We start from the raw sequence: 23,316 nt of genomic DNA, 5'->3' as shown, positions 1-23,316 counted from the left end.
CCCGCCCACCGTGTTCCGGGGGACAATACGGGGCATTTCGCGGACGGGTAGACTGCGCGTGGACCATGTCCGCCACGCGCTTCTGCACCTTCGACGACTCTCTCTGGCCGCTGCTCATCCTGCGGATCGTGGGAGAGCCGTCGAATCAGCAGTTCGAGGAGTACCTCGACGTGTCAGCGTCCTACCTTCACCGGGGGGAGCGGCACGTCGTCGTCGCCGATGTACTCCGGGCCGCGATCGAATCGACCGAGCAGCGCCGCAAACGGGCGGAGTGGATGGTCCGGCATGACGGGCTCATGCGGGAACTGGTGCTCGGCAATGCCTTCGTCATCAACTCCCCCTTTCTCCGGCTGGGGTTGAATCTCATTCTCCACGTCCGGCAGCCCGCCTGGCCGTACCTCGTCGTTCCCCGCATGGAGCCCGCCGTCGCGTGGGCCGCTGGCCGGATGGACGAGGCGGGCCTGCGGGAGCCCGCGCATCGCATCCGGCGGCACTTCGGCTTGCTCCCCATGAGCCAGTCCGGTTAGTTCCGCCAGACCTCATGCTCACCCGGCGTCTGCTCGAACATGCGAAGGAGGTCGCCCGCTTCGCCCCGGTGCGGCCAGCGGTGAAAGCGGGCCTCCGCGCGGCGATCGCCACACTGCTCCCCGTTCTGGCCGCCAGCGTCTTCCAGCTCCCGGGAGTCATCTGGCTCAGCGTGGGCGGCTTCAATACCTCCTTCGCGGACAGGGGCGGCTCCTACCGCTCCCGCGCCTCCAGCATGGGCGCGGTGGCCCTCACCTGTTCGCTCTCGGTCTTCGTGGGCGGTCTGGCCGGGAGCCACCCCGCGCTGGCCATCCCCGTGGCCCTGTTCTGGGTGACGGCCTGCAGCTACGCCGGGGTGTACGGCGCCACCGCCAGCTTCGTGGGCAACATCGCGGCGAGCGCCTTCGTCATCTCCCTGGCCCTGCCTGCCTCCGGGCTTCTCGATGCCCTCTCGCGCGTGGGCTACCTGCTCGCGGGCGCCTGCTGGGCGATGGTCCTCTCACTCGTCCTTTGGCCCATCCGCCCCTACCGGCCCGCGCGCCTCGCGCTCGGCCGCTGCTTCCGGGCGCTGTCGGAATTCGTGGGCGAGGTAGCCCGGCTCTCCACCGGGGCCGACAGCGCGGCCTGGCAGGCGTTGGTCCAGGGACACCACGGGCGGCTGCGCGAGGCCCTGGAGGAGGCCCGGAACACCCTCGCCGCCACCCGCCGTGGGCGCTCCGAGAACACGCGGGGGGAGCGGCTGTTGGTCCTGCTCCAGATGGCGGACTCGATGTTCGAGGCAATGATTGCCCTCGCCGATGTGACGGAGAGCCTGTCGCACGGAACCGGGGTCCGTCCGGCCCAGGAGGAGGTGGCGCGCGCGCTCACCGCCTTCTCCGGAACCCTCCAGGAGCTCGCGCGCATCACCGAGACCGAGAGCCCGCCCGGGCAGTTGCCCGCGCTGGAGTGGGGCCCGGAGGCGCTTCGGGAAGCCCTCGCCCGAACCGGGAACGCCGGGGGGTCCGAGGCCATGCGCGTCGTCGACCGTGCGCAGGCCCTTCACGCGGCCCGGTTGCTGGCGCAACTCCGGGAGTTCGCGGGGCTCGCACTGGAGCGGGCCGCGAGCCTCGCGGATGCTCGTCCGTCCACCACCGGGCGCGAGCCTCCTCGGCCCGCTCTGCCCGAGCCGAGGCGTCCGTTGCTCGAGCCGCTGCGCGAGAACCTGACCCGGGACTCGGTCGTGCTCCGGCATGCGCTCCGGGTCGGCGTCACCACGGCGATCGCGGTCTGGCTCACCGCCCACTCGAGCCTGAGTCATGGCTACTGGGTGACGATCACCGTGCTCACGATCATGCTGCCGTACACCGGGCCCACCTTCCTCAAGGGGCTGCAGCGTGTGGTGGGCACGATGGTGGGCGGCATCCTCGCCGCGTTGGTCGCCGCATGGCTCCATGATCCGCACGCCATCATGGTGCTGGCGTTCTTCACCGTGGCCATCAGCGTGGCAGTCATCTCGGTGAACTATGGGCTCTACACCATCTTCCTCACGGTCACCTTCGTACTCCTGGCCGAGGTGGGCAGTGGAGATTGGAGTCTGGCCGGGGTGCGCATCGTCAACACCCTCATCGGCGGAGCCCTGGCGCTGGCGGGCTCCTGGTTCCTGTGGGAGCGGGCGGAGAAGGAGCTCTTTCCCGAACAGCTCGCGGCGGCCTTGAGGGCGGACCGCGAGTACTTCCAGCAGGTGTTCTCCGCTTGGCTCGGGACTCCGGGGGGTCCGGATGCATCACTCGGCGAGGCGCGGCGGAAGATGGGACTGGCGAGCCTCAACGCGGAGGCATCCTTCCAGCGGCTGCTCTCCGAGCCACGGCGGCGCGCGGAGCCGCTCGAGCCCTTGATGACCCTGCTCACGTATACCCGCCGTTTCGCGGCCGCGGTGATCGCGCTCTCGCCCGTCCATCACGAGCGGGCCCCGGAGCGGGTCCGGGACGGCCTGGAGCGTTTCGCGAGCACCATCGATCAGGTGTTGGAAGATCTGGCCGGTGCGGTGGTGCAGGGGCGTCCACCCGTGCCGCTGCCCGACATGACCGGGCTCCTGGGTGGGGAGGTGCCTGCACCCGGAGGCTCGGCTGCCCTGGCCGCGGAAGATCCCCTGCTGCGAGCCCAGCTGGAGCGGGTGGTCCGGCAACTCACCATTCTTCATGGTGCCGCGTCGCGAAGGGCCAGCCACCCGTAGTGGCCTGGGGTCGGCCCAGTGCCAGAGCGAGCGCGAAGGCCTCACGTTCGTGTTCCGCGGCTACGCCTTCTCGTGGGTTCACCAACTTCGCCAGGGTCTGGAGGTGAACCGGCCTGAGAACCACGGAGGCCCGTCGGCCTCCCTGAACGACATCGTTGACCTCGATGACCTGCTCCCGGGCTTCCGCAGTCGTCGTGGGATAGAGGATGGCCGCACTTCCTGCCGACCCTTGGCTCAGCGCGTAGATGACGAGCTGGTAGAGCATGTCCGGAGGCAGCTGTGTCTCCCACAGGTCGCGGTATTTCGCATCCAGCAGCGAGATCACGCGGGAGCCTTGCAGGATGGCGAAGTCAGGCCGCGGAGCGGGGGCCTGGCGCCTTCGGGGATTGGAGTCCGAGGCATAGGCCATCATCCCCACGAGCCGGAACTCGTCACGGAGGGTGTAGCCTCGAAGGTTCTCTTTCAGGAAGCGTGATAGGAGCGCCTGGAAGAACCGGTTCATGTCGAAGAGGAATCCCGGCAGCCGCACCTCTTTTGAGGCTGGTTCTTGGGCTGTTCCTTCTTCCTCGAGGAGGACCTGGATGATGGACAGTGCCGGCCGGTAGGCGGCTGTCATTCGATCCGTCTCGCGGAGGATTCGCTCCAGGAGCCTCGGGTGTAGTGCCACTCGCGAGCACCCATGCAGCAGCGCATCGAGCCGGTGCAGTCGGGTTCGAAGCCCGACATCCTCCGTGAGCCGCATGGCCAGATGAAGCCCGGCACGCAGCGCCTGGTTGAGCGGATGGTTCTCCGACCGGGGATGGTGAGAGCAGCGCAGCGTGACCCGGCCCGAGCCGGCATGCCGCATCCACCAACCCAGGTCTATCTTTCCCCGAGGGCTGGCGAGTTCCTCCTCCTGCCGCACGTATTCACGATGCAGTCCCCGCTGGAGGAGTTCCTGTGTCTCCGCCTCGAGTTGATGAATGAGCAGGTCCTGGAAGGCCAGCAGGGAAGTTCTTTGCTCCAGCTCCGAGAAGAGCTCGAGGTTGCGCAACCCATAGGCATAGCGCAGCAGCGACAGGAGCGGCGCTTCCTGGATCTTGGGGCGGATGATGACGGAGAGGCTGCCGAGCCGGATCGTCCCTACATACGATGTCGCCTCGAGACGCAGCCCTTTCTTGAGTTCCCGCACCCGGAGCATTCGAGACCGGTCGAGGTACCTGGCCAGTTTCCGCACCTCGGGCTCGTCGTCCAGGTGGATCGCGGTCGTACGTGGCCCCTCCTCGGGAGGCCAGCTCCGCCACTCCGAAAGTTCCACTGCGTTCATGGACTGTCAGACTCCGCGCTGGCGTCGTCCTGATCCTCCGTGAGTGCTTGGGCGCTCGCCTCGGACGCGATGGCCGAGGCCGACGAGCCGATCTCCGGGCTCGGAGCAAGGAGCGCCTGGATTAAATCCAGCTGGCGGGCCGGCTCGAACAGCTCGTGACAGACGCGCCGCTCCTTGCGGCTCACCAGGCTGTTGCCGAGAATCTTCTCCAGCGCAGCCCAGTCCTCGTAACAGTACTCCTCCAGGAGAGGGATGAGATCCTCCTGCACCACGCGCGAGAAGCGCTGGAAGTCGGTGAGGGGCTCTCCGCGTTCCATGAGGTAGGCGTGACCCACCTGTAGATTCCGCCCGTCGCGCCCGACGTACTCGCATATTCGTGCGTTGAGCGCCCCCAACCAGGGTCCGAGCGGGATGCCCTCCACCATGGCTTTGCCGAGCTGCGTGGCGTCCGGCATCAGTTCCAGGAAGCCGAACCGGCGCCGTAACGCCGTGTCGAGCAAGGCGATGGAGCGGTCTGCCGTGTTCATCGTGCCCACGAGATAGACGTTCTCCGGCACATGGAAGAGCGTCCCGCTCATCGGAAGCAGGACGGTCTTGCCGCGTTTGCTCTTCTCCATCACCGTGAGCAGCTCGCCCATGATGCGCGGAATGTCGCCCCGGTTGATCTCATCGATGAGCAGGTAGAAGCGCAGATGGGGTCGTCGTTGGGCCTCCAGGCACAGGCGCTTGAAGAGGCCGTCGCGCAGCACGAAGCGCATCGGACCGCCCTCGGAGTCCTCCTCTCGTGGCCGGTAACCCTCGAGGAATTCCTCGTAGCCATAGGAGGGGTGGAAGCTGCACATGCGGACGAGCGCCCCCTCCTCATCCGTGCCCTTCATGATGATGTTCTGCTGTGAGACGTCGAGAGCCTCGAAGGGAGCCCCGAAGGCCGCGTGCGCGGCCAACTCCCGCACCGCCTGTTCAGCGAGGTAGGTTTTCCCTGTGCCCGGTGGGCCGTAGAGGACGACCTGTCCCTTACGCTCTAGCACCGCCTGGATGCGTCCATGTATCCCGTGAAGGCTGGGAATCGGGTGCCCGCCCTGCGTGCTTCTGGGCACGGGCCTGGGCTTTGTCATGGGAGCCGCCTCCGAGGCATCCATCAGGTGCTTTTCGATCGCAACGATTCCTTCCGCGGATTCCACTTCGCGCAGTAGCGTCTGTACATCGGCCCCATTGCCCTCGGGCAGCAGGAACTCGCTCAGGGGCAGCCATTTGACCTGATAGCGGTGAGCGAATTCCGACGACGGCTCGTAGGCGTAGTTTCCCTCGACTCGCCCCACGCCCAGAACCATCCGTCCCCTCGTCGCGAGAACGAAGTCTCCCTCACCCACCTTCTTCAGGAAGGAGAACAGCTGTTTGGCCAGCGGTCCGTGCCGAGGTGGCAGTCCTCCATTCCGGCCCAGGATGGTGCCCAGGTGTTTCAGTCCTGCCCGCTCCGGGATCATCGTCGTGATGGACGAGAGATCTCCCAGCATCCGTCCTTCCACCGCGGCGCAGGCATTCTCCCGCATCACGGGCCAGTGAGCGGAGGGTCCATTCCCATCGAGGGTGCCGATGCACCAGTAACGGTGCGGGCTGCCGTGCCTCGATTTGAGCAACCGCGTCAAGGTGTTCATGGGGAGGCCGAGCTCCTTCGCGAGGGCGACAAAGCGCCCAGAGCACACATACCGCCCACGTCCTTCTGGCGGGATCTGGAAGAGCTTCATCAGGTGGAACCGCTGGTAGGTGCCGTTGTGGTAGTCGTCGAGCTTGTCGGGGAAGAGCAGACTCCAGTACTTGTGACTCCAGCTCAGATCGCTGAGCTCGGGTGCTGCGGATTCCAAATGCCGCTGGAGTTCGAGGTAGTGCGAGTCGCTGCCGTTCGCGGGAAACTTCTCAAGGAGCCTGGCACCGAGCAGGAGCTGGTCGCGGTGGTTCTGGGCGATGCGGATTGCATCGGGCAGGGAGAGCTCCCGCTGACTCATGGAGCTGCCCGTCATCCAGGCCCCTGTCTCCTTGCGCCGATAGATGCCGAACTTGAGTGCGCTGCCTCCCGCGATGCTGCCGAAGATGGCTGGTAACTCTTCGTCGTCCTTGAACTCAAGCCAGTAGACCAGGCCGTCGCGCCGGCCATGGTCGTGCATGGTCGACAGCAACTCCTCTCCATGCAGAGTGCGCAGCCGTTCCGGACCAAACCTGTCTCGGAAGGTCGTGTAGAACCCATCGAGTTGCGCTCGGGAGTAGAGCCTGCCTTGGCTGTCGAGCTCTCGCTCGGTGTCTTTGAGTGTGCGGAAGAGCCTTGCATCGAGCACGGTACGTCTCCTGCCACCTTGGGCTGCCTGCTTGCTCTTCGAGCGGTAGGGAGTGGCATGTGGCTCAACGCCTGATGACGGTCACCCCATCCCGTACGTCAGGTTGGGGGCAGGGGGCTGGAGGCGTTTCATGACGATTGAGGCCGGGCGGGTTGTCGGCGGAAGGTACACTGGGCGTGAACCATGCCCGCCATGCCCTTCTGTACCTTCGACGATTCGCTCTGGCCGCTGCTCCGGTTGCGCGTCGTGGGGGAGGCGTCGAAGCCGCAGTTCGAGGAGTACCTGAAGGTCTCCGGCTCCTACTTCCATCGCGGAGAGCCGCATGTGGTCATTTCCGATCTGCTCCATGTCGGAATGATCTCGGCCGAGCTGCGCCGCAGGCAGGCGGAGTGGACGGCACTGCATGAAGGGATCATCCGGCGGACGCTGCTCGGCAATGCCTTCGTCCTCAACAAGGCGCCCTTCTTCCGGCTCGGATTGAACATCCTCCTCCACCTCAATCCACCCTCCTGGCCCTATGTCGTCGTTTCCGACATGGAGCCGGCACTGGCGTGGGCCGTTGTCCGGCTGGAGGATGCGGGCCTGCGCGAACCCGCGGAGCGTATCCGGAGGCACTTCGGCCTGCGGCTCGTGAGCCGGTCCGGTTAGCTCCCGGTCTGGATGCGGCGCCGTGGGGCGAGGTTCCACCCGGCTGGCAGGTCCGCATCGCAGAACACGCAGACGAACCAGCCCTCCTTGACCAGGTTGCGCTCGCCGCATCGGTCGCAGCGCCGGAAGATGACCGCGTGCGTGAATCCTTGTGGGGCTGTCACTCCCGCCCGTCCGAGCGCCAGCGCCACCGCGGCCCAACAGTCCGTGTCCGGGCAGTACCCCGTGGACTGATTCGAGACCTCCTCCACGGAGAGTGATGTCCCTGTTCTCTGGAAGCGGATCTCTCCCGCCGCCAACACCTCCTCGCCTCCCGCACAGGCCACGTGCTCGGATCTCCGTGGGGCGAGCCGCAGCCTGCCCTGGAGATCGACGACATACGTGGAGCCCTCTGCGAGGGAGTCAGGGTGGGCCGAGAGCCATGCCTCGAGGCCGCCCGCCGAGGTGATGGGCGTGCCGGCGGGGAACGAAGCCACCGAGCGGCGTATCTCCTCCGGACCGACGTAGGTATACGCGTAGAGTTCCATTGCTTCTCCTCGGCTCGCCAACCTATCCGACCGCTGCTTCACTTGGGGGGGCATCCACTTCACGCCACGTGTCGGCTATAAACAGGCCCGATGAAGCGCCCCTTCCTGGCCGCGGCTTGTCTTCTCCTGCTCTCCCTCGCCGTTGCTACCCCGTCCGCGAGGGCGGCCAGCCGGCCCCGGCGCGTCACGAACGCCACGGACGTCGTGAAGCTCTGGTCCTCGTCCCAGCACCTCTACGTGAAGGGAGACATCGGGGTCTCGGACGAGCAGCTGCGCGAGCTCGAGAAGTGGTTGAATCAGCGCCCCCACTGGACCGTGGTGCTGCTGGATAGCGCCCAAGGGGAGCGCTTCGTCGATGCGGCGGGCACTTCCTTCGAGGGCATCGAGGCGGTGAAGCAGGCGCTCGGCAAGGGGCTGTCGAACCGCACGGGCTTCGGCTCCCTGAAGCATCCGAAGACAGACGAGCCGGACGGCGCCATCTTCCTGCTGTCCGTGCGTGATCGGAACCTGTCGTACTTCGGGTCCGACGCGCAGGACCGGCGCGGCCTGGGTGAGGCGAACTGGAAGGGCAGGCTCGATGCCCCGGCCATCGCCGCCATGCGCAGTGGGGGGCGCATCCTCGATGCGGTGCGCGACACCGTTACCGATATCGACAGGCGGCTGGCGGCCCTCCTCGAGCAGGAGCAGGCGAACCGCGAGCGTGCCCGCCAGCGGGGAGCCTTGCGGCTGAAGCAGGCCGGAGATGCACTCACGGCACTCGAGACGTCTCGCTTGAAGGCCTTCGCCGTGCCGGAGTTGGAGGCGGCGAAGGCGGCGCTCGAACAGGCACGTCCCGCCGTTGTCACGCTGGCGCCCGACCACGAGTCGCTGCTCTCCGCGGCGGAAACCCTGCGCCAGAAGGTGGAGACCCTCCTGGCCGAGATGGCGCGCCAGGAGTCCCTGCTGGAGGAGCAGGCCCGTCTGCTCGAGGCCCTCGAGAAGGAATCCCGCGCCGGGCTTGTCCAGCAGCAGATCGCGGACGCGCATGCGGCGCTGCGGCGGGCTCGCGAGGCGTTCGCGCGTCAGGATCGCACCTTCACCGAGGCGCTGCGCTCGAGCCAGGAGTCGTACCAGTCGGCCCGTGGACTCATCCAGGAGGCCGAGCACAACGCGGCCGTGCGCCATGCGCTCGTGGGCATCGCCGTCCTGGCCCTGGGCATCTTCCTCGTCTTCTTGCGGATCGGCCGGAACCGGCACATGCGCGAGGCCGCCGAGCTCCACGCCCAGTGGCGCAAGGCCCTCGACGAGAAGATGCAGGCGCTCTTCGAGCTGCTCGACCGGACCCACCTGGCCGCCGGCCACTCGCGAGAGGAGATCCAGAAGCGCTACTCGGGCACCACGCGCGAGCGGGCCCTGACGCTCGCCTCCGGGGTGGATGAACTGTTCCTGCTGTCCGTGGGGGCCTCGCGCGTGCTGGACCAGGCCGAGGCGCTGCTCACGGGCAGGGGCCTCCTGGATTGGCTCGTGGTCCAGTTCTCGGCTCCGCGCTTCCAGAAGGTGACGCATCTGCTGCGCGACAAGCTCATCGCCTTCCACCCCGATGATGGCATCGAGCTCGTGCTGCGGGGCCGTCCCACCGCCGAGCAGCGGCTCATCGGAGACCTCGCCAGCTACCAGCCGTTCTCGCTGCACTTCGAGGAGCTCATCGAGGCCTTCAACACGCGCGCCAGCAATGTGCTCCCGGTGCTCGAAGTGCTGGAGGCCGTACCAGGTCAGGCGGGGGAGGGCGTCGCGGCGCTGGAGCGTCTCATCGCCGAGGTGCGCACGGCGGAGTCGGAGGCCGTGCGGCTTCGCGTTCCCGCGCTCCTCGAGGGGGTCGTGCCGTCGCTCGAGGCGCTCCTCGCGGAGGCGCGCTCGCTCCTCGTGGAGGACCCGATTGGCGCATTCCACGGGCCGCTCGCCAGTGCCCGCCGGCAGGGCGCGGACACGTCGGGGCTGCTGGCCGTGCTCGCGCGTGGCCGCTCGGAGGGGGTGCCCCTGGCGGAGCGTGCGGGGGAGGCGCTCGTGTCCGCCGGCCTGTCCCGCCAGTGGCTCGACGAGGCGCTCGACACGCTCCACCGTCAGTCGGACGAGGTGGCGCGAGCGTTGGTGACGCGCGAGGCCGACGTGGACGTGAAGGCCCTCGCCGAGGCGTTCGGGCGGCTGGAGCAGCGCGCGGCCGAGGCGGGGCGGCTCGTGGAGGTGTGCGGACGCGCTCGTGCCGAGCTGACGCGGGTGGCGGAGGAAGTCGGGACGGCTCGGGCCGGATTGGGCCAGGCCATGGGTCTGGCGCCCGCGTTGATGCTGCGGGAGGAGGGGAGGGATCCTTCCGTGCGCCTCACCTCGGGCGAGCAGTCGCTCGCGCGGGGCCGCGAGGCGCTGAGCCGCGGCGAGCTGGAGGCCGCGCGCACCGGGGTCGATGCGGCCCTGGCGGGCGCGTCCGAGGCAGCTCAACTGGTGGCCCGGAGCCGCGAGGTGCATGCCCGCTTCGAGGCGTGGTGCGAGGAGTGCCGGGCCGAGGCGAAGCGGCTCGCGGGGTTCATGGCCGAGCGCCAGGCCCCTCTGACGGAAACGATGCGCCGCTACCTGCCGTCGGCGCTGAGATTGCGCGCGGACGATCCGATACACCCCAACGCGAATGGCACCGTCCAGGACAACCTGCGCGAGGCCGCCTCGAGCACGCAGCGGGCCTCGGAGCTGCTCCAGTCGGCGAGCAAGCTGTTCTCCCAGGGACGGCTGCTCACCTCGGCCGAGCGGATCGGCCAGGCGCGGGAACAGCAGGCGCTCGCCATGCACCGGCTCGAAGAGCTCACGGAGAAGGTGCGTCAGCTCCAGGCCGCCGAGGACGCGAATCCGCAGATGCTCTCGGCGGCCGAGGCGCTTGCCGCCGCGTGTGCCGTCGAGGTGGACGATCCTCGCGTCATGGCGCCTACCCGGAGCACGCTCGAGACGGCGCGGGGGCTGGTGGAGGCGGCCCGTGCCATGGTGGGCGTCCTGCCCGGTGATCCGCTCGAGGCGGCCGAGCGGCTGTCGGCGGCGAATCTGTCGCTCGCCAATGTCCAGCGGAGCGTGGCGAATGATCACTCGCTGCACGCTCGCGCTGCGGAGGGTCTGCGCTCCGCCCGGTCGGCATACGAGGGCGCCCAGCAGTGGGTGCGGCGCGCCGCGACGGATGGCATCACCGACAGCCGTGAGACCACGCGCGCCGTGAATGCGATCGGAGCGTTGGAGGGGGAGCTCCAGAAGGCGGACGAGACATTCGGCAAGCCCCACGGCGACTGGCTCGCGCTCGAGAGCGAGGGCGAGCGGCTCGAGCTTCAGGTGGCCCGCGAGGCCGCCGCGCTGCGCAACGAGCTGGAGGCCGCCGAGCGTGCGGTGCGTGCCATCCAGGAGGCGGGGAAGCCGGTGAAGCGCGCCAAGGACTGGTTCCCGTCCCATGGCGTCACCATCCGGGGGAATCCCGGCTCACGGCGGCTCACCGAGGCCCGCGCGGCCCTCCAGAATGGGGACTACGCCTCCGCCCAGGCGGCCGCCGAGAACGCCTCGCATCTCGCGCTCGCGGCCATCGCCGCGGCCGAACAGGAGGTCGCCCGATACGTCGAGGAGGAGCGCCGGCGCGAGGAGGAGCGGGAGAGGGAGAGGGAACGCGAGCGAGAGAGGGAACGCGAGCGGCAGCGCGAGCGCGAACGGGAGTACAGCTGGAGCTCCAGCAGCTCGAGCAGTTCGAGCTCCTTCTTCAGCAGCTCCAGCTCCAGCGACTCGGGCTTCTCCAGCTCGTCCTGGAGCGACAGTTCCAGTAGCAGCAGCTCCAGCGATTCGAGCTCCAGCTCCAGCTCCAACGACTCGGGCTTCGGCAGCTCGAGCTGGTGAGCCCTGGCTTTACCCGTTCGTGACGGAGAACGGGTTTTCGCCCACATACAACCCCCTCCGCCGCCTGCCTGCCTGCCCCATCCTGTGCTTGACAATTCCCCCCCCCCGGGGATTAGTTAGTTTGCGGTCACTAACTTATCTCGGGCCGAGGAACTGTCCCTCTCAAAGGGGGCAGGGAGCACGGGAGCACAGGTATGCAGAAGATCCTTCGGAATGGCAGGACGGGCAAGACGCCGGCGTTCAAGGTGCTGGTGGCGGGCGGATTGGTGTTGACGCTCGGAGCGGGCTGTGGGTCGCGGGTGGACGCCGCGCAGGCCAAGCCGGGGGCGCAGCAGGCCTCGGCGCAGGAGCCCGCGGTGAAGGCGGACACGGTGGAGGTGGGCGAGGCGAAGGTTCCTCGCTTCCTCACGCTGACCGGCTCGCTGTCGGCTTACGAGGACTCGGACGTGGCCGCCGGTGCCGCGGGCAAGGTGACGTCCGTGCACGTCGAGCGCGGCTCGGTGGTGCGCAAGGGTGACGTGCTGGTGAAGCTGGACGCGCGCGTCGCCGCGGCGAGCCTCGAGGAGGCCCGCGCCCAGATGGCCCTGGTCAAGTCCCAGCAGGCCCTGGCCGACGCCGAGTGCGAGCGCAACCAGAAGCTCTTCGAGGGTGGCACCGTGTCCACCGCCGATCATGATCGCGCCCAGGCCCAGTGCCGCAACGCGGCGGCGCAGGCCGCGGCCAGCGCCGCGCGCCTGTCCATGCTGGAGATCAACGCGGCCGACGCCACCATCCGCGCCCCGTTCGACGGCGTGGTGCTCGAGCGCGTGGTGTCCGTGGGCGAGTACGTCCGCCAGGACTCCAAGGTGGTGACGCTGGTGGCGTTGGATCCGCTGCGCCTGGAGCTCACGGTGCCGGAGTCCTCGGCCGCCTTCATCCGCAAGGACCAGGAGGTGGAGTTCACCCTCACGGCGGCGCCCAACGTGGTGCACAAGACGAAGGTGTCCTTCGTGGGCGCGGGCCTGCGCCGCGGCACGCGCGACCTGGTGGTGGAGGCGCTGGTGCCCAACAAGGATCGCTCGCTGCTGCCGGGCCAGTTCGCCACGGCGAAGGTGCAGCTGGGCGAGCAGCAGCTCCCGGTGGTGCCTCGCACGGCGGTGGTGGAGGACGGCCCGCGCCACAAGGTCTTCGTGGTGAGCGACGGGCGGCTGGAGGAGCGCGTCGTCCAGGTGAGCGAGTCCGCGGCGGACTCGCTGGGCGTGATGGCGGGCGTTCGTGTGGGCGAGCGCGTGGTGGCGGTGGCGCGGGATGATCTGCGCGACGGCCAGAAGCTTCAGTAGGCGAGGACACCTCACATGCAATGGCTCGCGAGTATCTGTGTCCGTAAGCCCGTCTTCGCGACGGTGCTCATCCTGCTGATCTGCGTGGTCGGCGGCGCCGGTTACCTCAAGCTCAACGTCGATCGCTTCCCCAAGGTGGACTTCCCCGTCGTGGTGGTGAACACGGTCATGCGTGGCGCCGCCCCCGAGGAGATGGAGATCGACATCACCGAGAAGGTGGAGGAGGCGGTCAACACCATCTCGGGTATCGACGAGATGAACTCCACGACCTCCGAGGGCGTGAGCACGGTGGTCATCACGTTCGTCCTGGAGAAGGACGTGGATGTGGCCGTGCAGGAGGTGCGCGACCGCATCAATCAGATCATCTACGAACTGCCGCGGGACGCCGAGACGCCGCTGGTGCAGAAGTTCGATCCGGACGCCGTGCCGGTCATCATCCTGTCCGTGCAGGCGGACAAGCCGGTGCGGGAGATCACCGAGTACGCGGATCGCGTGCTGCGCCGGAGGCTGGAGACGGTGCCGGGCGTGGGCCAGGTGACGCTCATCGGTGGCCGCAAGCGCCAGGTGAACGTGTGGCTGGACCCGGCGAGGATGCGCGCGGCGGGCGTGAGCGCGGGGCAGCTGCAGGCCGCGCTGGCCTCGCAGAACATGTCGCTGCCCGGTGGCAGCATCGAGACGGGCCCGCAGCGCTTCACCCTGCGTCTGCGCGGGCGTGTCACCAGCGTGGAGGAGCTGGGCAACCTCGTGCTGCGCGAGAGCAATGGCCACATCCTGCGCGTGAAGGACGTGGCCCGGGTGGAGGATGGCGAGCAGGAGCCGGAGACGGCCGCCATGCGCGATGGCAAGTCCGCCGTGCTGCTGTCCATCCGCAAGCAGTCCGGTGAGAACACGGTGTCGCTGGTGGCCGAGGTGCTCCGGCGCGTGAAGGAGCTGACGCCGTTGCTGCCGCCGGGCTACTCGCTGGAGGTGGTGCGCGACAACTCGGAGACGACCCTCACCGCAGTGCACGCGGTGCAGGAGCACCTGCTGCTGGGTGGTCTGTTCGCCGCGCTGGTGGTGCTGCTGTTCCTCGGAAGCTGGCGCAGCACCATCATCGCCGCGCTCGCCATCCCCACGTCCATCATCGGCACCTTCGCGGTGATGCAGTACCTGGACCTCAACCTCAACAGCATCAGTCTGCTGGCGCTCGCGCTGGCGGTGGGTATCGTCATCGACGACGCCATCGTGGTGCTGGAGAACATCCACCGCTTCATCCACGAGAAGAAGCTCAAGCCCTTCCCGGCCGCCATCCTGGCCACCAAGGAGATCGGCCTCGCGGTGCTCGCCACCACGCTGTCGCTGCTCGCGGTGTTCCTCCCGGTGGCCTTCATGGGCGGCATGCCCGGGCGCTTCCTGAGCAGCTTCGGCCTGACGATGGGTGCTTCCATCGCCGTGTCGCTGCTGGTGTCCTTCACGCTCACGCCCATGCTGTGCGCGCGTTGGCTGGGTGGAGCGGCGTCTCCCGAGCACGGGGGGCATCACCGCAAACCCCTGCTGGAGCGCGCCACGGACATCGTCTACCTGCCCATGGAGCGGGCCTATGAGCGCTCCCTGCGCTGGGTGATGGCGCACCGCTGGGTGGCCGTCGTGGCCTCGGTGGTGACGCTCGGCTCGTGCGGCCCCCTCATGGGCGCCGTGCCCAAGGGCTTCCTCCCCAAGAGCGACGAGGCCCAGTTCCAGGTGAGCGTCCGCATGCCGGAGGGCACCAGCCTGGACTCCACGCTCCTGGTGACCGAGCGGGTCGCCCGCGAGATGCGCGAGAAGATCCCCGAGGTGACCTCCACGCTCGTCACCATCGGCGAGGGCGCGGACAAGACGCCCAACGTGGCGGGCATCTTCGTGAAGATCGTCAACCCGGATCAGCGCGCGGCCACCCAGGACGAGCTCATGGACAAGGTGCGCCATGAGATCACCTCCAAGCTGCCCAAGGAGTACCGGGTGAGCGTGTCCAACGCGCCGCTCTTCGGCGGTGCGGGTACGCAGGCGGCCGTCCAGTACGTGGTCACGGGTCCCGAGTTCGACGAGCTGGGCAAGCAGGCCACCCTGCTGCTGGGCAAGCTGAAGCAGGTTCCCGGCGTGGTGGACGCGGACACCAACCTCATCATCGGGAAGCCCGAGGTGAGCGCGTACATCGACCGTTCCCGCGCCGCGGACCTGGGCGTGCAGGTGCCCGACGTGGCCGCCACGTTGCAGATGGTGGTGGGTGGCCTCGACGTGTCCACCTACGTGGAGAATGGCAACCTGTACGACGTGCGGCTGCGCGCCGAGCCGTCCGCTCGCGCCAGCATGGAGGACATCCGCCAGCTCACCGTGCCCTCGGCCCGGCTCGGCTCCGTCCCCCTGTCGGACGTGGTGAACCTGCAGCAGGAGGAAGGCCCCTCGCAGATCAGCCGCATGAACCGCCAGCGGCAGATCATGCTCTCCGCCAACACCGCCCCGGGCGTGAGCACGGGTCAGATCGTGGAGCAGTTCGACAAGATCATCGCGGAGTCGAAGCTGCCGGCCGGCTACGCGGCGAGGCCCGCGGGTCAGTCCCGCGAGATTGGCCGCACGGTGGGCAACTTCGCCCTGGCGTTCGGCCTGGCCTTCATCTTCATGTACCTGATCCTCGCCGCGCAGTTCGAGTCGTGGATCCACCCCATCACCATCCTCCTGTCCCTGCCGCTCACCGTCCCGTTCGCGTTGATCTCTCTGCTGGTGTTCAAGCAGTCGCTCGACATGTACTCGATGCTGGGTCTGCTGGTGCTCTTCGGCGTGGTGAAGAAGAACTCGATTCTGCAGATCGACCACACCAACCAGCTACGACGCGAGGGCATGAACCGGCTGGAAGCCATCGTCCACGGCAGCAAGGACCGGTTGCGTCCCATCCTCATGACCACGCTGTCGTTCGTGGCGGGCATGATTCCGCTGCTGCTCTCCAAGGGCGTGGGCGCGAGCTTCAACCAGGCCACGGCCGGCGTGGTGGTGGGTGGTCAAACGCTGTCGCTGGTGCTCACGCTGCTGGTGACGCCGGTGGCCTACTCGTTGTTCGATGACGCTTCGGCGTGGTTCGGCCGGAAGTTCGCCTCCAAGCGCTCGCCCGAGGAGACGGGCGAGGCCGAGGTGAACCGTGCCTACGGCGAGGACACGCTCGCCGAGCTGCGCCCGGCACATGATTCGGAGGCAGCATGATCGCCCTGCTCGCAATGACGCTGACAGTGAGCGCCGCGACGCCGGTGCTCACCTTGGAAGAAGCGCTTCAGTCGGCTCGCCAGAACAACCTGGACCTGAAGGTGGCGCGCGCCCGGCTGGAGCAGTCCCGGCTCCTGTCCAACAGGGCGTGGGCCGGGTACCTGCCCACCATCTCGGTGGGCGCCAGCTACACCCGTAACTCCAATGAAGCGGTGGTGGCGCTGCCGGGTGGTCCGGAGATCGTCATCCAGCCGTTTGATCAGCTCGCCGCGCAGGCGGAGATCCGGCAGGCCGTCATCGCCCCGTCGCTCTGGCCCGCCATCCGCAACGCGGGGATCGCCGAGGACGTGGCGGAGCTGAACACGGACAACGCGCGGCGGGAGATCCTCTTCGCCGTGGCCCAGGCCTACTTCGGCGCCGCCAGCTTCCAGGAGTCCATCCGTGCCACGCAGTTCCTCCTGGATGTGAACAAGGCGCGCGAGTCGGACACGCAGAAGCGCTTCGACGCGGGCACGGTGACGAAGGTGGCGCTGCTCCGCTCGCAGCTGGACCGGACGCGTGCCGAGCAGGATCTGGTGCGGGCTCGCAACGCCTTCGCCTCCTCGCGGCTGGCGCTCGCCACGCTCATCCAGCGCGACGCGGATTTCACGCTGGAGCTGCCGCCGGTGCCGCAGGTGCCCACGGAGGGCGAGGACCTGGTGAAGCAGGCGCTGGATCAGCGGCCGGACGTGGCCGCCGCCCGGCGAAACCTGGATCTGGCGCTGGGCCGCAAGAGCGGCGTGTGGTTCTCCTATGCGCCCTCGGTGGGCTTCTCCGGTCTGTACCGGATCAGCAACGCCGCGGGCTTCGCGGGACAGAACGACATCTGGGCGCTGTCGTTGAACGCTCAGTGGACGCTCTGGGACGGCGGCATCCGGGAGATCAACCTGCGCGAGGAGTCCGCCCGCGTGGCCGAGGCGTCGGCCCAGCAGAAGCAGGCGGAGTCCCGGGCGGTGGAGGAGGTGTCCCGCGCGCAGCTGGAGTACGAGAACGCCAAGGCCAACCTCACCAAGGCCGAGGAGGCCCTGGGGCTGGCGCGTGAGACGCAGCGTCTCACGGAGATCAGCTTCAAGGCGGGTGTGGCCACGTACCTCGAGGTGGCGGACGCCAACTCCGCGCTGACGGGCGCCGAGGTGGGTGCCATCTCCGAGCGTCTGCAGACGTCGCTCGCGGCGCTGCGGCTGCTGCGTGCCGCCGGCTTCTTCGAGGTCAAGGAGTAGAGGGTCGGGGTGAGGGTCTTCCGTCTGTTGAAGACCCTCACCGGCCCGTGATGAGGTTCTCGATGCGCGCATACTGGCGCGCCAGCCTCGCGTAGTCGGAAGGCCGGATGTCCCGCTGCTCCATCGTGCGCACCAGGTCCTCCCTCGTGGCCAGGTAGTCCGCCGCTGGCAGCCCGCAGCTCCGCTCCAGCATCCGCGCCGCCTCGTCCTCCGGCAGGGTGAGGGGGATGCCCAGCCGCTCGTGCATGTGCCGCCGCAGTTGCCGCGCCAGCTCGGGCACCAGCTCGCGCTCCACCTTCGAGCGCCGGGCCAGCCAGCCCAGGGAACGCACGTACTCCAGTGCCGAGCGGTGCTTCTCCACCACCAGCGGCCGCGGTGGGCCGAAGCGCGTCCCACGCGACACCGCGTAGATCAGCCCCACCAGCAGGCCCTGCGCCACGAAGACCCACAGGCCCCGGGCCGAGGGTGGCGCCGGCTTCGGTGGCACGCCGTGGTGGTACTCGTCGAAGGCGAGTGGCCCGCGCGCCGCCAGTGCGTCCCAGAAGCGCAGGTTGTCCAGCAGCTCCAGCCGCCGGTTCTCCGCCAGGTCCGTTCCCGCCAGCACGTACACCTCGCCGCGTCCCTCGGGCACCCGCCACACCACCGCCACGCCCTTCGCTCCGGCGAGTGGCACCGCCTCCGGCCGCTCCACCGTGATGCCACGGTCCAACGCCACGCGGAATCGCTCCAGGCCTCGCATCGGGCCCACCGGCACCCAGACGCGCACCGTCGTCCCCGTGAGATCCTTTTCCTTCGGCGGCAGCCCTTCCGAGTCCGGTGTCAGCATCGGGCCCTCCGAGAGCCGCAGCCAGCTGTCCAACTGTGGCTGCTTCGCCTTCGCTTCCCTCGACGCCAGATAGACGAGCGTTCCGCCCTGGGAGACCCAGCTCCGCAGTGCGCCGGCCTCCTCCTCTGTCACGGGCCGTCCCGAGGGGGCCGCCACCACCACCGTCCGGAGGCCGTCCGGGAGCCCCGGTCCATCGAGCGCCTCCCGCAGCGCCGACACCCGGGCACCCGACTCCTCGAGGTACAGGTACAGCGCTCGGACTCCCATGGCCCCCGGGTTGTCCACCGAGGGCACCGGCGACGGGGCAGGGGACTGGTTCACCGCGAGCCCCAGTCCCAGCGCAAGCGCCACCAGCACGCCGTAGATGATCGCCGTCCGCGTGACCCTCATGCCACCGCTCCCGCGAGCCCCTGATGCAGCCGCTCCACGTCGTCCACGAAGCGCGCCGCGTCCTCCGGCGGCACCGGCTCGAGCGAGTAGAAGGCCTGGTCGTACCAGCGCACCAGCCGCTCCACCTCGCCCGTGAGCTGCGTGGAGGCTCCCCGTCCGGGCAGCTCGCCCACCAGCTCGCGATTCGTCTTCACCCGGTCCGGCCGCGCCAGACGCTTCGCCTCCAGCGAGGACAGCAGCGCCAGCAGCCCCTCCCGGATCGCCTCGCGCGGCCGGGTTCCCAGCGCCGCTCGCGCCCGCCTCAGGTGCTCACCCGGAGAGTCGAGCTCCAGGGCCGCCGGGCCCGCCTGTGTGTCCGCTTCCCGGCGCACCGGGGCCCGCCGCCAGTGGCGCAGGCGCAGCACCGCGAAGAGCACCGCCGCGAAGCCCAGTCCCAGCACCACCGTGCGCGTGCTCGTCGCGAAGCCCTGTGCCTCGCGCGTCATCAGCAGCTCCTCCAGGAATGCCTTCAGCTCGCGCATCAGCCGCTGGAGCACGTCGCCCTGGCGTTGCCTCGCCTGGGCGAACTCGGGCCGCGAGAGGATCTCCTGGAGCCGGGCCGGATCCGTGGTCCGGGGCGCTGGTGCAACTGGCGTTACCTCGGGGGGTGCGCAGGCCGCCTGGATGCGCCGGGCCGCCGTCTCCGCTTGCTCCGTGGAGGTCTCATCGCCCGGTGCCCGCAGGGGCAGCTCCCAGCGCTGCTCCAGTGCCTCGAGGTGTGCGGCCATCGCCGCCGGCTCGCCCCTGGCCAGCTCCGTGAGCTGTTGGAGCTCGCTCGTGGCGTTCTCGCAGGGCAGGGCCGCGAGCCACAGCAGCACCAGCCCGGACATCATCTCGCCTCCAGGCGCCTCTCGAGATCCAACCCCTCCCGGCGCACGCGCATGTCCAGGTAGAGCAACGCGTAGACGACGAGCCCCAGCGGGTTGAACACCGCCTGACCCACCACCTGCAGCAGCTCCGCGGGCACCAGCAGCGACTGCGGCACCGGGTTGGCCGCCGGATCGAGCGTACTGCCATGGATGAACTGGAGGATCAGCGCGGGCAATCCGCACAGGACGCTCACGGCGATCAGGATGATGGACACCACGGTGACGAGGATCATCGCCCGCACCGTCACGCGCCCGGTGAAGCCTGGCCCCACCCGTCCCGAGAGCAGGGCCCCCGAGCGCCGGAAGGAGGGCACCGCTGGGAGATCCTCCATGGCCATCACCGGCGCCAGCAGCGAGAAGCGCAGCAGGTACCACAGGAGTCCGCCCACCATCCCGAGCCCCGCGAGGATGGGGCCACCGGCGAGCAGGATCCATCCGAGCACCCGTACGCCCGAGACCGTGCCCTGCGTGCTCAGCACGATCGCCCCGCCCACGCCGGCGAGCAGCGCGCCGGGCAGCATCAGCAGCAGGATGGCACCCACCGCCCAGAGCAGGGACAACAGGTACGCACCGGTGAACGTGCCCGCCCGCTTCAGCGCGCGCTGCATCCCGTCCGACGGGCGCGTGGGTTCCCCGAGCTGCGTGGGCACCACGTACCGGGACACCGCCAGCGTGTTCAGCGAGTAGATCCAGAAGGTGACGCCCAGCGTCGCCGTCAGCATCAACAGGAAGCGGGAGTATTCGGCCGCCAGCACCGACATGTCTCCGTCTCGTATGGCCCCCTGGATCACCGTGAGGTTCTGCTGGGCCGTGAGCTGCAGGGCCTTGGTCAGGATGTAGGAGACGAGGTTGAAGCCGAGGCTCAGGAGGAAGAGCGTCTTGAAGTGGTTGCGCCAGAACGTGGCCGCGCGGTCGATGATCTCACCGACAGCCAGGGGACGCAGATCCGAAGGGGGAGGGCTCACGGAACCAGATTACTACAGCAGAATGCGTCTCCGCTGAGCCACCCCATGACCGGGGAGGCCGCACCTGAGGAGCGCGACATGGCGGAGCAATACGACAACGTGGGCAACAAGTACGAGCAGTTCAAGAGCTCGGCTCCCCTTCCCATCCCGGAGAGGCACACGTTCTTGAAGCTGGTGGGGGACCTGCACGGCCAGCGGGCCCTGGATCTGGCGTGCGGTGCCGGTTACTACACGCGACTGTTGAAACAACAGGGGGCCGAGACGGTCGTTGGGGTGGACATCTCCCCGGAGATGGTGGCCCTCGCCCGGCAGCGGGAGCAGGAGCACCGGCAGGGCATCCAGTTCCAGGTCTCCGACGCGGCCCGGCTCTCCCACCTGGGAGACTTCGACGTGGTGACGGCCATCTACCTGCTCAACTACGCGCGGACCCGGGACGAGCTGTTGGGCATGTGCCGCGGCGCCCATACCAACCTCGTGGACGGCGGGCGCTTCATCGCCTTCACCATCGAGCCGGCCTTCGACCTGGCGAAGTCGAACTGGGCGAAGTACGGCTTCGAGGTGCGCAGCGAAAGCCTGGAGGGTGAGCGCCATGTGGCCCAGGCTCGTTTCCTCACGGATCCGCCCGCGGACATCGAGTACTGCCGGTGGTCCGCCGCCACCTACGAGTGGGCCATGACGCAGGCCGGCTTCCGGCAGCTCGAGTGGCGGCACTTCGAGATTCCGCCCGAGGCGATCCAGCGGTTCGGCGCGGACTTCTGGAAGGAGTACCAGGAGAATCCGCTGCTCGTGGTGCTGAGCGGCCGGAAGTAGGCCCTCACCTGGAGCCGGGGCCGCACAAGGCCCTCGTGGCGGCGGCCGGATCCCCGGCCTCCAGTACCGCCGAGATGACCGCGAAGCCCGCTGCCTCCCCGAGCAGTGCGGCCCGCTCCGGCGTGATGCCTCCGAGCGCCAGGGCGGGGCAGGGCAGGGCCGCGGCCAACCTCCGGAAACCCTCGGGCCCCAGCGTGGGCCGCGTGTCCTCCGGCTTCGAGCCCGGCGGGAACACCGGGCTCACCAGCGCCAGGTCCGCGCCCACGGCCCGGCGCGCCTCCCGCTCGTCGTGCACCGCCACGCTCACCTGCCTTCCCAGGGGCAGGTGCGGACGGACATCCTCCGGTGTCAGGCCCGCCGCGGGCAGGTGCAGGTGCGCTCCCACGAGCAGGGCCACGTCCAACCGGCCATTGACGTAGAGGGGATTGCCTCGCGCCCGGCACAGCCTGGCCAGCAGCCGGGCCTCCTCCAGGAACTGGCGCGCGGTGGCCTCCGGGTGACGGTGCTGCACGGCCACCTGGGGCCCCACCTCCAGCGCCCGCTCCAGCGCGGCCAACAGCCGCTCCCGGGGCAGGCGCCAGTCGGTGATGACCATCACCCGAGGCGTCACTAGAAGCGTCACTACTCGACGAGCCCCTCGAGCGGACTGGACGCCGACGCGTACGCCTTGCGCGGAATCCGGCCGGACAGGAAGGCCTCACGGCCCGCCTCGATGGCCAGCTTCATGGCGCGCGCCATGCGCACCGGATCCTTCGCGCCCGCGATGGCCGTGTTCATCAGCACCGCGTCCACGCCCAGCTCCATGGCGATGGCCGCGTCCGACGCCGTGCCCACGCCCGCGTCCACGATCACCGGCACCTTCACCGTCTCGCGGATGAGGCGGATGTTGTGCGGGTTGCGGATGCCCAGCCCCGAGCCGATCGGCGCCGCCAGCGGCATCACCGCCGCGCACCCCACGTCCTCCAGCTTGCGCGCCGTGATGGGGTCATCCGACGTGTAGGGCAGCACCGTGAAGCCCTCCTTCACCAGGATGCGCGCCGCCTTCAGCGTCTCCTCCACATCCGGGTAGAGCGTCTTCTCGTCGCCCAGCACCTCGAGCTTCACCCACTTGCTCATGCCCAGCTCCTCGGCGAGCCGGCAGGTGCGCACCGCGTCGTCCGCCGTGTAGCAGAGTGCCGTGTTCGGCAGCAGCCGCATGCGCGAGCGGTCGATCCAGTTCATCAGCGAGGCCTCGCCCTTCGCCGCGAGGTCCAACCGCCTCACCGCCACCGTCACCATCTCCGCGCCCGAGGCCTCGTGGCACCGCTTCATCACCTCGTGGCTGGGGTACTTCCCCGTGCCCACGATGAGGCGCGACTGGAAGGTCACTCCCGCGATCACCAGGGGCTTGTCCTGCACGCTCATTGCTCGCTCCTCTATCCGCCACCGACGAAGGTGACGATCTCCACGCGATCCTCCGGGGACAGCTGGTACTCGGGGTGGCGAGCGCGGCGGACCACCTCCGCGTTCACCTCCACCGCCACCCCCGGCCCTCCCACCTCCAACGAGGCGAGCAGCGCCGCCAGGGTGATTCCCTCGGGGACTTCTCGTGCCTGTCCGTTGATCCAGATCGTCACGGCTCGATGCTCCTGCTGCTGGCGCCCGACGCACTACAGGCGCGCTCCCGTGCTGTCAACGCGCACTCCGGGCATCACCCCTGGCTATACTCCGGGACATGTTCACCGTTCGAAGCAGGCTCGTGGCCAGTGCCCTGATGCTGACGCTGGGGCTCCCGGCCTCCGCCGCCGAGCCCATTCCCACCGCGGATGCTCCCACGCGCGCGGCCGGCCTCCATGGCCACCGGTATGCCTTCGTGGCCGGGGGGGTGCTGCTCCTCGGGGGCGCGGGGTTCGGCTACTTCGCCCAGGGCGAGGCCAATCGTGCCCGCACGCTCTCCTCGGCACGTGAGTCCAGCGCCGCGCTCGACAGGGCCCGCGCCCATGCCGCCACCGCCAACGTGCTCTACGCCATGGCGGGGGCGACCCTCATCTACGGGCTGGTCCTGGAGCTGCTCCCGGAGCCCGCCGCGGAGAAGGCGAGCCTCACGTTCCACTTCTGAGCCACCGCCGGGGCGGGGGCGCTCAGCGCACCTTCGTCCACGTGGGTTCAGTGTCTGATGACGTCCACCTTCCCACGGCGCTGGCCTTGCCAAAC

Annotated in this window: 18 protein-coding genes; 9 read left to right on the top strand and 9 right to left on the bottom strand. The window is 68.9% G+C overall.

Annotated features, from left to right (window positions below):
• Nucleotides 1–65 precede the first annotated feature (65 nt).
• The gene (locus BO221_RS28075) at nt 66–527 is read left to right on the top strand and encodes a hypothetical protein (RefSeq protein WP_073563579.1); all 462 of its coding nucleotides are present in this window, start codon (nt 66–68) and stop codon (nt 525–527) included.
• 14 nt (nt 528–541) lie between these two features.
• Nucleotides 542–2,737, top strand: a complete 2,196-nt coding sequence (locus BO221_RS28070) for an FUSC family protein (RefSeq protein WP_073563578.1) — start codon at nt 542–544, stop codon at nt 2,735–2,737.
• Here BO221_RS28070 and BO221_RS28065 read toward each other — a convergent pair.
• On the bottom strand, nt 2,691–3,908 hold the full coding sequence (locus BO221_RS28065) for an McrC family protein (protein ID WP_158079920.1): 1,218 nt from the start codon (nt 3,906–3,908) through the stop codon (nt 2,691–2,693). The two genes, BO221_RS28070 and BO221_RS28065, sit on opposite strands and share 47 nt — an antisense overlap.
• A gap of 131 nt (nt 3,909–4,039) precedes the next feature.
• On the bottom strand, nt 4,040–6,205 hold the full coding sequence (locus BO221_RS28060) for an McrB family protein (protein ID WP_233166291.1): 2,166 nt from the start codon (nt 6,203–6,205) through the stop codon (nt 4,040–4,042).
• Between the two features lie 351 nt (nt 6,206–6,556).
• Here BO221_RS28060 and BO221_RS28055 point away from each other — a divergent pair, with 351 nt between their 5' ends.
• Nucleotides 6,557–7,021, top strand: coding sequence for a hypothetical protein (locus BO221_RS28055; RefSeq protein ID WP_073563575.1), 465 nt, complete (start codon nt 6,557–6,559; stop codon nt 7,019–7,021).
• Here BO221_RS28055 and BO221_RS28050 read toward each other — a convergent pair.
• Entirely contained in the window at nt 7,018–7,548 is a 531-nt protein-coding gene (locus tag BO221_RS28050; RefSeq protein WP_073563574.1) for a hypothetical protein, read from the bottom strand. The two genes, BO221_RS28055 and BO221_RS28050, sit on opposite strands and share 4 nt — an antisense overlap.
• A gap of 90 nt (nt 7,549–7,638) precedes the next feature.
• Between BO221_RS28050 and BO221_RS28045 the strand changes: the two genes are divergently transcribed.
• The 4 genes from BO221_RS28045 (at nt 7,639) to BO221_RS28030 (ending at nt 17,224) form a co-directional block, all read left to right on the top strand.
• Nucleotides 7,639–11,436: a hypothetical protein gene (locus tag BO221_RS28045; RefSeq protein ID WP_143195717.1), complete on the top strand. Its 3,798-nt coding sequence runs from the start codon at nt 7,639–7,641 to the stop codon at nt 11,434–11,436.
• Nucleotides 11,437–11,630: 194 nt separating this feature from the next.
• The gene (locus tag BO221_RS28040; RefSeq protein WP_083681430.1) at nt 11,631–12,755 is read left to right on the top strand and encodes an efflux RND transporter periplasmic adaptor subunit; all 1,125 of its coding nucleotides are present in this window, start codon (nt 11,631–11,633) and stop codon (nt 12,753–12,755) included.
• Between the two features lie 15 nt (nt 12,756–12,770).
• Nucleotides 12,771–15,965, top strand: a complete 3,195-nt coding sequence (locus tag BO221_RS28035) for an efflux RND transporter permease subunit (RefSeq protein ID WP_073563572.1) — start codon at nt 12,771–12,773, stop codon at nt 15,963–15,965.
• Nucleotides 15,962–17,224: a TolC family protein gene (locus tag BO221_RS28030; protein WP_073563571.1), complete on the top strand. Its 1,263-nt coding sequence runs from the start codon at nt 15,962–15,964 to the stop codon at nt 17,222–17,224. The genes BO221_RS28035 and BO221_RS28030 overlap by 4 nt, the downstream gene beginning before the upstream one ends.
• Nucleotides 17,225–17,261: 37 nt before the next feature.
• Here the strand turns inward: BO221_RS28030 and BO221_RS28025 are convergent, their stop codons facing one another.
• Genes BO221_RS28025 through BO221_RS28015 form a run of 3 tightly spaced genes read right to left on the bottom strand, consistent with a single transcriptional unit; the run spans nt 17,262 to nt 20,313 of the window.
• Nucleotides 17,262–18,440 carry a DUF4350 domain-containing protein gene (locus tag BO221_RS28025; protein ID WP_073563570.1) on the bottom strand — a complete coding sequence of 393 codons (1,179 nt, stop codon included), beginning with the start codon at nt 18,438–18,440 and terminating at the stop codon, nt 17,262–17,264.
• Nucleotides 18,437–19,312: a DUF4129 domain-containing protein gene (locus tag BO221_RS28020; protein WP_073563569.1), complete on the bottom strand. Its 876-nt coding sequence runs from the start codon at nt 19,310–19,312 to the stop codon at nt 18,437–18,439. The genes BO221_RS28025 and BO221_RS28020 overlap by 4 nt, the downstream gene beginning before the upstream one ends.
• The gene (locus BO221_RS28015) at nt 19,309–20,313 is read right to left on the bottom strand and encodes a hypothetical protein (protein WP_073563568.1); all 1,005 of its coding nucleotides are present in this window, start codon (nt 20,311–20,313) and stop codon (nt 19,309–19,311) included. Before BO221_RS28015 ends, BO221_RS28020 begins: the two co-directional genes overlap by 4 nt.
• 78 nt (nt 20,314–20,391) lie before the next feature.
• Here BO221_RS28015 and BO221_RS28010 point away from each other — a divergent pair, with 78 nt between their 5' ends.
• Entirely contained in the window at nt 20,392–21,123 is a 732-nt protein-coding gene (locus BO221_RS28010) for a class I SAM-dependent methyltransferase (RefSeq protein ID WP_073563567.1), read from the top strand.
• A 4-nt stretch (nt 21,124–21,127) separates the two neighbouring features.
• On the opposite strand, the gene BO221_RS28005 is transcribed toward BO221_RS28010, so the two are convergent.
• From BO221_RS28005 to thiS, 3 genes are read right to left on the bottom strand one after another with little or no spacing between them, the layout of a single operon-like run.
• A complete protein-coding gene (locus BO221_RS28005; protein WP_233166290.1) occupies nt 21,128–21,745 on the bottom strand; it encodes a thiamine phosphate synthase in 618 nt (205 codons plus the stop codon).
• A complete protein-coding gene (locus tag BO221_RS28000; RefSeq protein WP_073563565.1) occupies nt 21,745–22,527 on the bottom strand; it encodes a thiazole synthase in 783 nt (260 codons plus the stop codon). Before BO221_RS28000 ends, BO221_RS28005 begins: the two co-directional genes overlap by 1 nt.
• An 11-nt stretch (nt 22,528–22,538) precedes the next feature.
• A complete protein-coding gene (gene thiS, locus BO221_RS27995; protein ID WP_043408735.1) occupies nt 22,539–22,739 on the bottom strand; it encodes a sulfur carrier protein ThiS in 201 nt (66 codons plus the stop codon).
• A gap of 98 nt (nt 22,740–22,837) precedes the next feature.
• Here thiS and BO221_RS27990 point away from each other — a divergent pair, with 98 nt between their 5' ends.
• Entirely contained in the window at nt 22,838–23,221 is a 384-nt protein-coding gene (locus BO221_RS27990; protein WP_073563564.1) for a hypothetical protein, read from the top strand.
• The last annotated feature ends 95 nt before the right edge of the window (nt 23,222–23,316 follow it).

Source organism: Archangium sp. Cb G35, from assembly GCF_001896145.1.
Classification (GTDB): Bacteria; Myxococcota; Myxococcia; order Myxococcales; family Myxococcaceae; genus Archangium; species Archangium violaceum.
The sequence above is the reverse complement of the archived record's forward strand: the minus strand, read 5'-3'. Positions and strand labels throughout refer to the sequence as shown.

Coding starts and splice junctions, on each gene's coding strand:
- BO221_RS28075 (WP_073563579.1), top strand. CDS start 66: ATGTCCGCCACGCGCTTCTGCACCTTCGACGACTCTCTCTGGCCGCTG.
- BO221_RS28070 (WP_073563578.1), top strand. CDS start 542: ATGCTCACCCGGCGTCTGCTCGAACATGCGAAGGAGGTCGCCCGCTTC.
- BO221_RS28060 (WP_233166291.1), bottom strand. CDS start 6,205: ATGCACGACCATGGCCGGCGCGACGGCCTGGTCTACTGGCTTGAGTTC.
- BO221_RS28055 (WP_073563575.1), top strand. CDS start 6,557: ATGCCCGCCATGCCCTTCTGTACCTTCGACGATTCGCTCTGGCCGCTG.
- BO221_RS28050 (WP_073563574.1), bottom strand. CDS start 7,548: ATGGAACTCTACGCGTATACCTACGTCGGTCCGGAGGAGATACGCCGC.
- BO221_RS28045 (WP_143195717.1), top strand. CDS start 7,639: ATGAAGCGCCCCTTCCTGGCCGCGGCTTGTCTTCTCCTGCTCTCCCTC.
- BO221_RS28040 (WP_083681430.1), top strand. CDS start 11,631: ATGCAGAAGATCCTTCGGAATGGCAGGACGGGCAAGACGCCGGCGTTC.
- BO221_RS28035 (WP_073563572.1), top strand. CDS start 12,771: ATGCAATGGCTCGCGAGTATCTGTGTCCGTAAGCCCGTCTTCGCGACG.
- BO221_RS28030 (WP_073563571.1), top strand. CDS start 15,962: ATGATCGCCCTGCTCGCAATGACGCTGACAGTGAGCGCCGCGACGCCG.
- BO221_RS28025 (WP_073563570.1), bottom strand. CDS start 18,440: ATGAGGGTCACGCGGACGGCGATCATCTACGGCGTGCTGGTGGCGCTT.
- BO221_RS28020 (WP_073563569.1), bottom strand. CDS start 19,312: ATGATGTCCGGGCTGGTGCTGCTGTGGCTCGCGGCCCTGCCCTGCGAG.
- BO221_RS28010 (WP_073563567.1), top strand. CDS start 20,392: ATGGCGGAGCAATACGACAACGTGGGCAACAAGTACGAGCAGTTCAAG.
- BO221_RS28000 (WP_073563565.1), bottom strand. CDS start 22,527: ATGAGCGTGCAGGACAAGCCCCTGGTGATCGCGGGAGTGACCTTCCAG.
- BO221_RS27990 (WP_073563564.1), top strand. CDS start 22,838: ATGTTCACCGTTCGAAGCAGGCTCGTGGCCAGTGCCCTGATGCTGACG.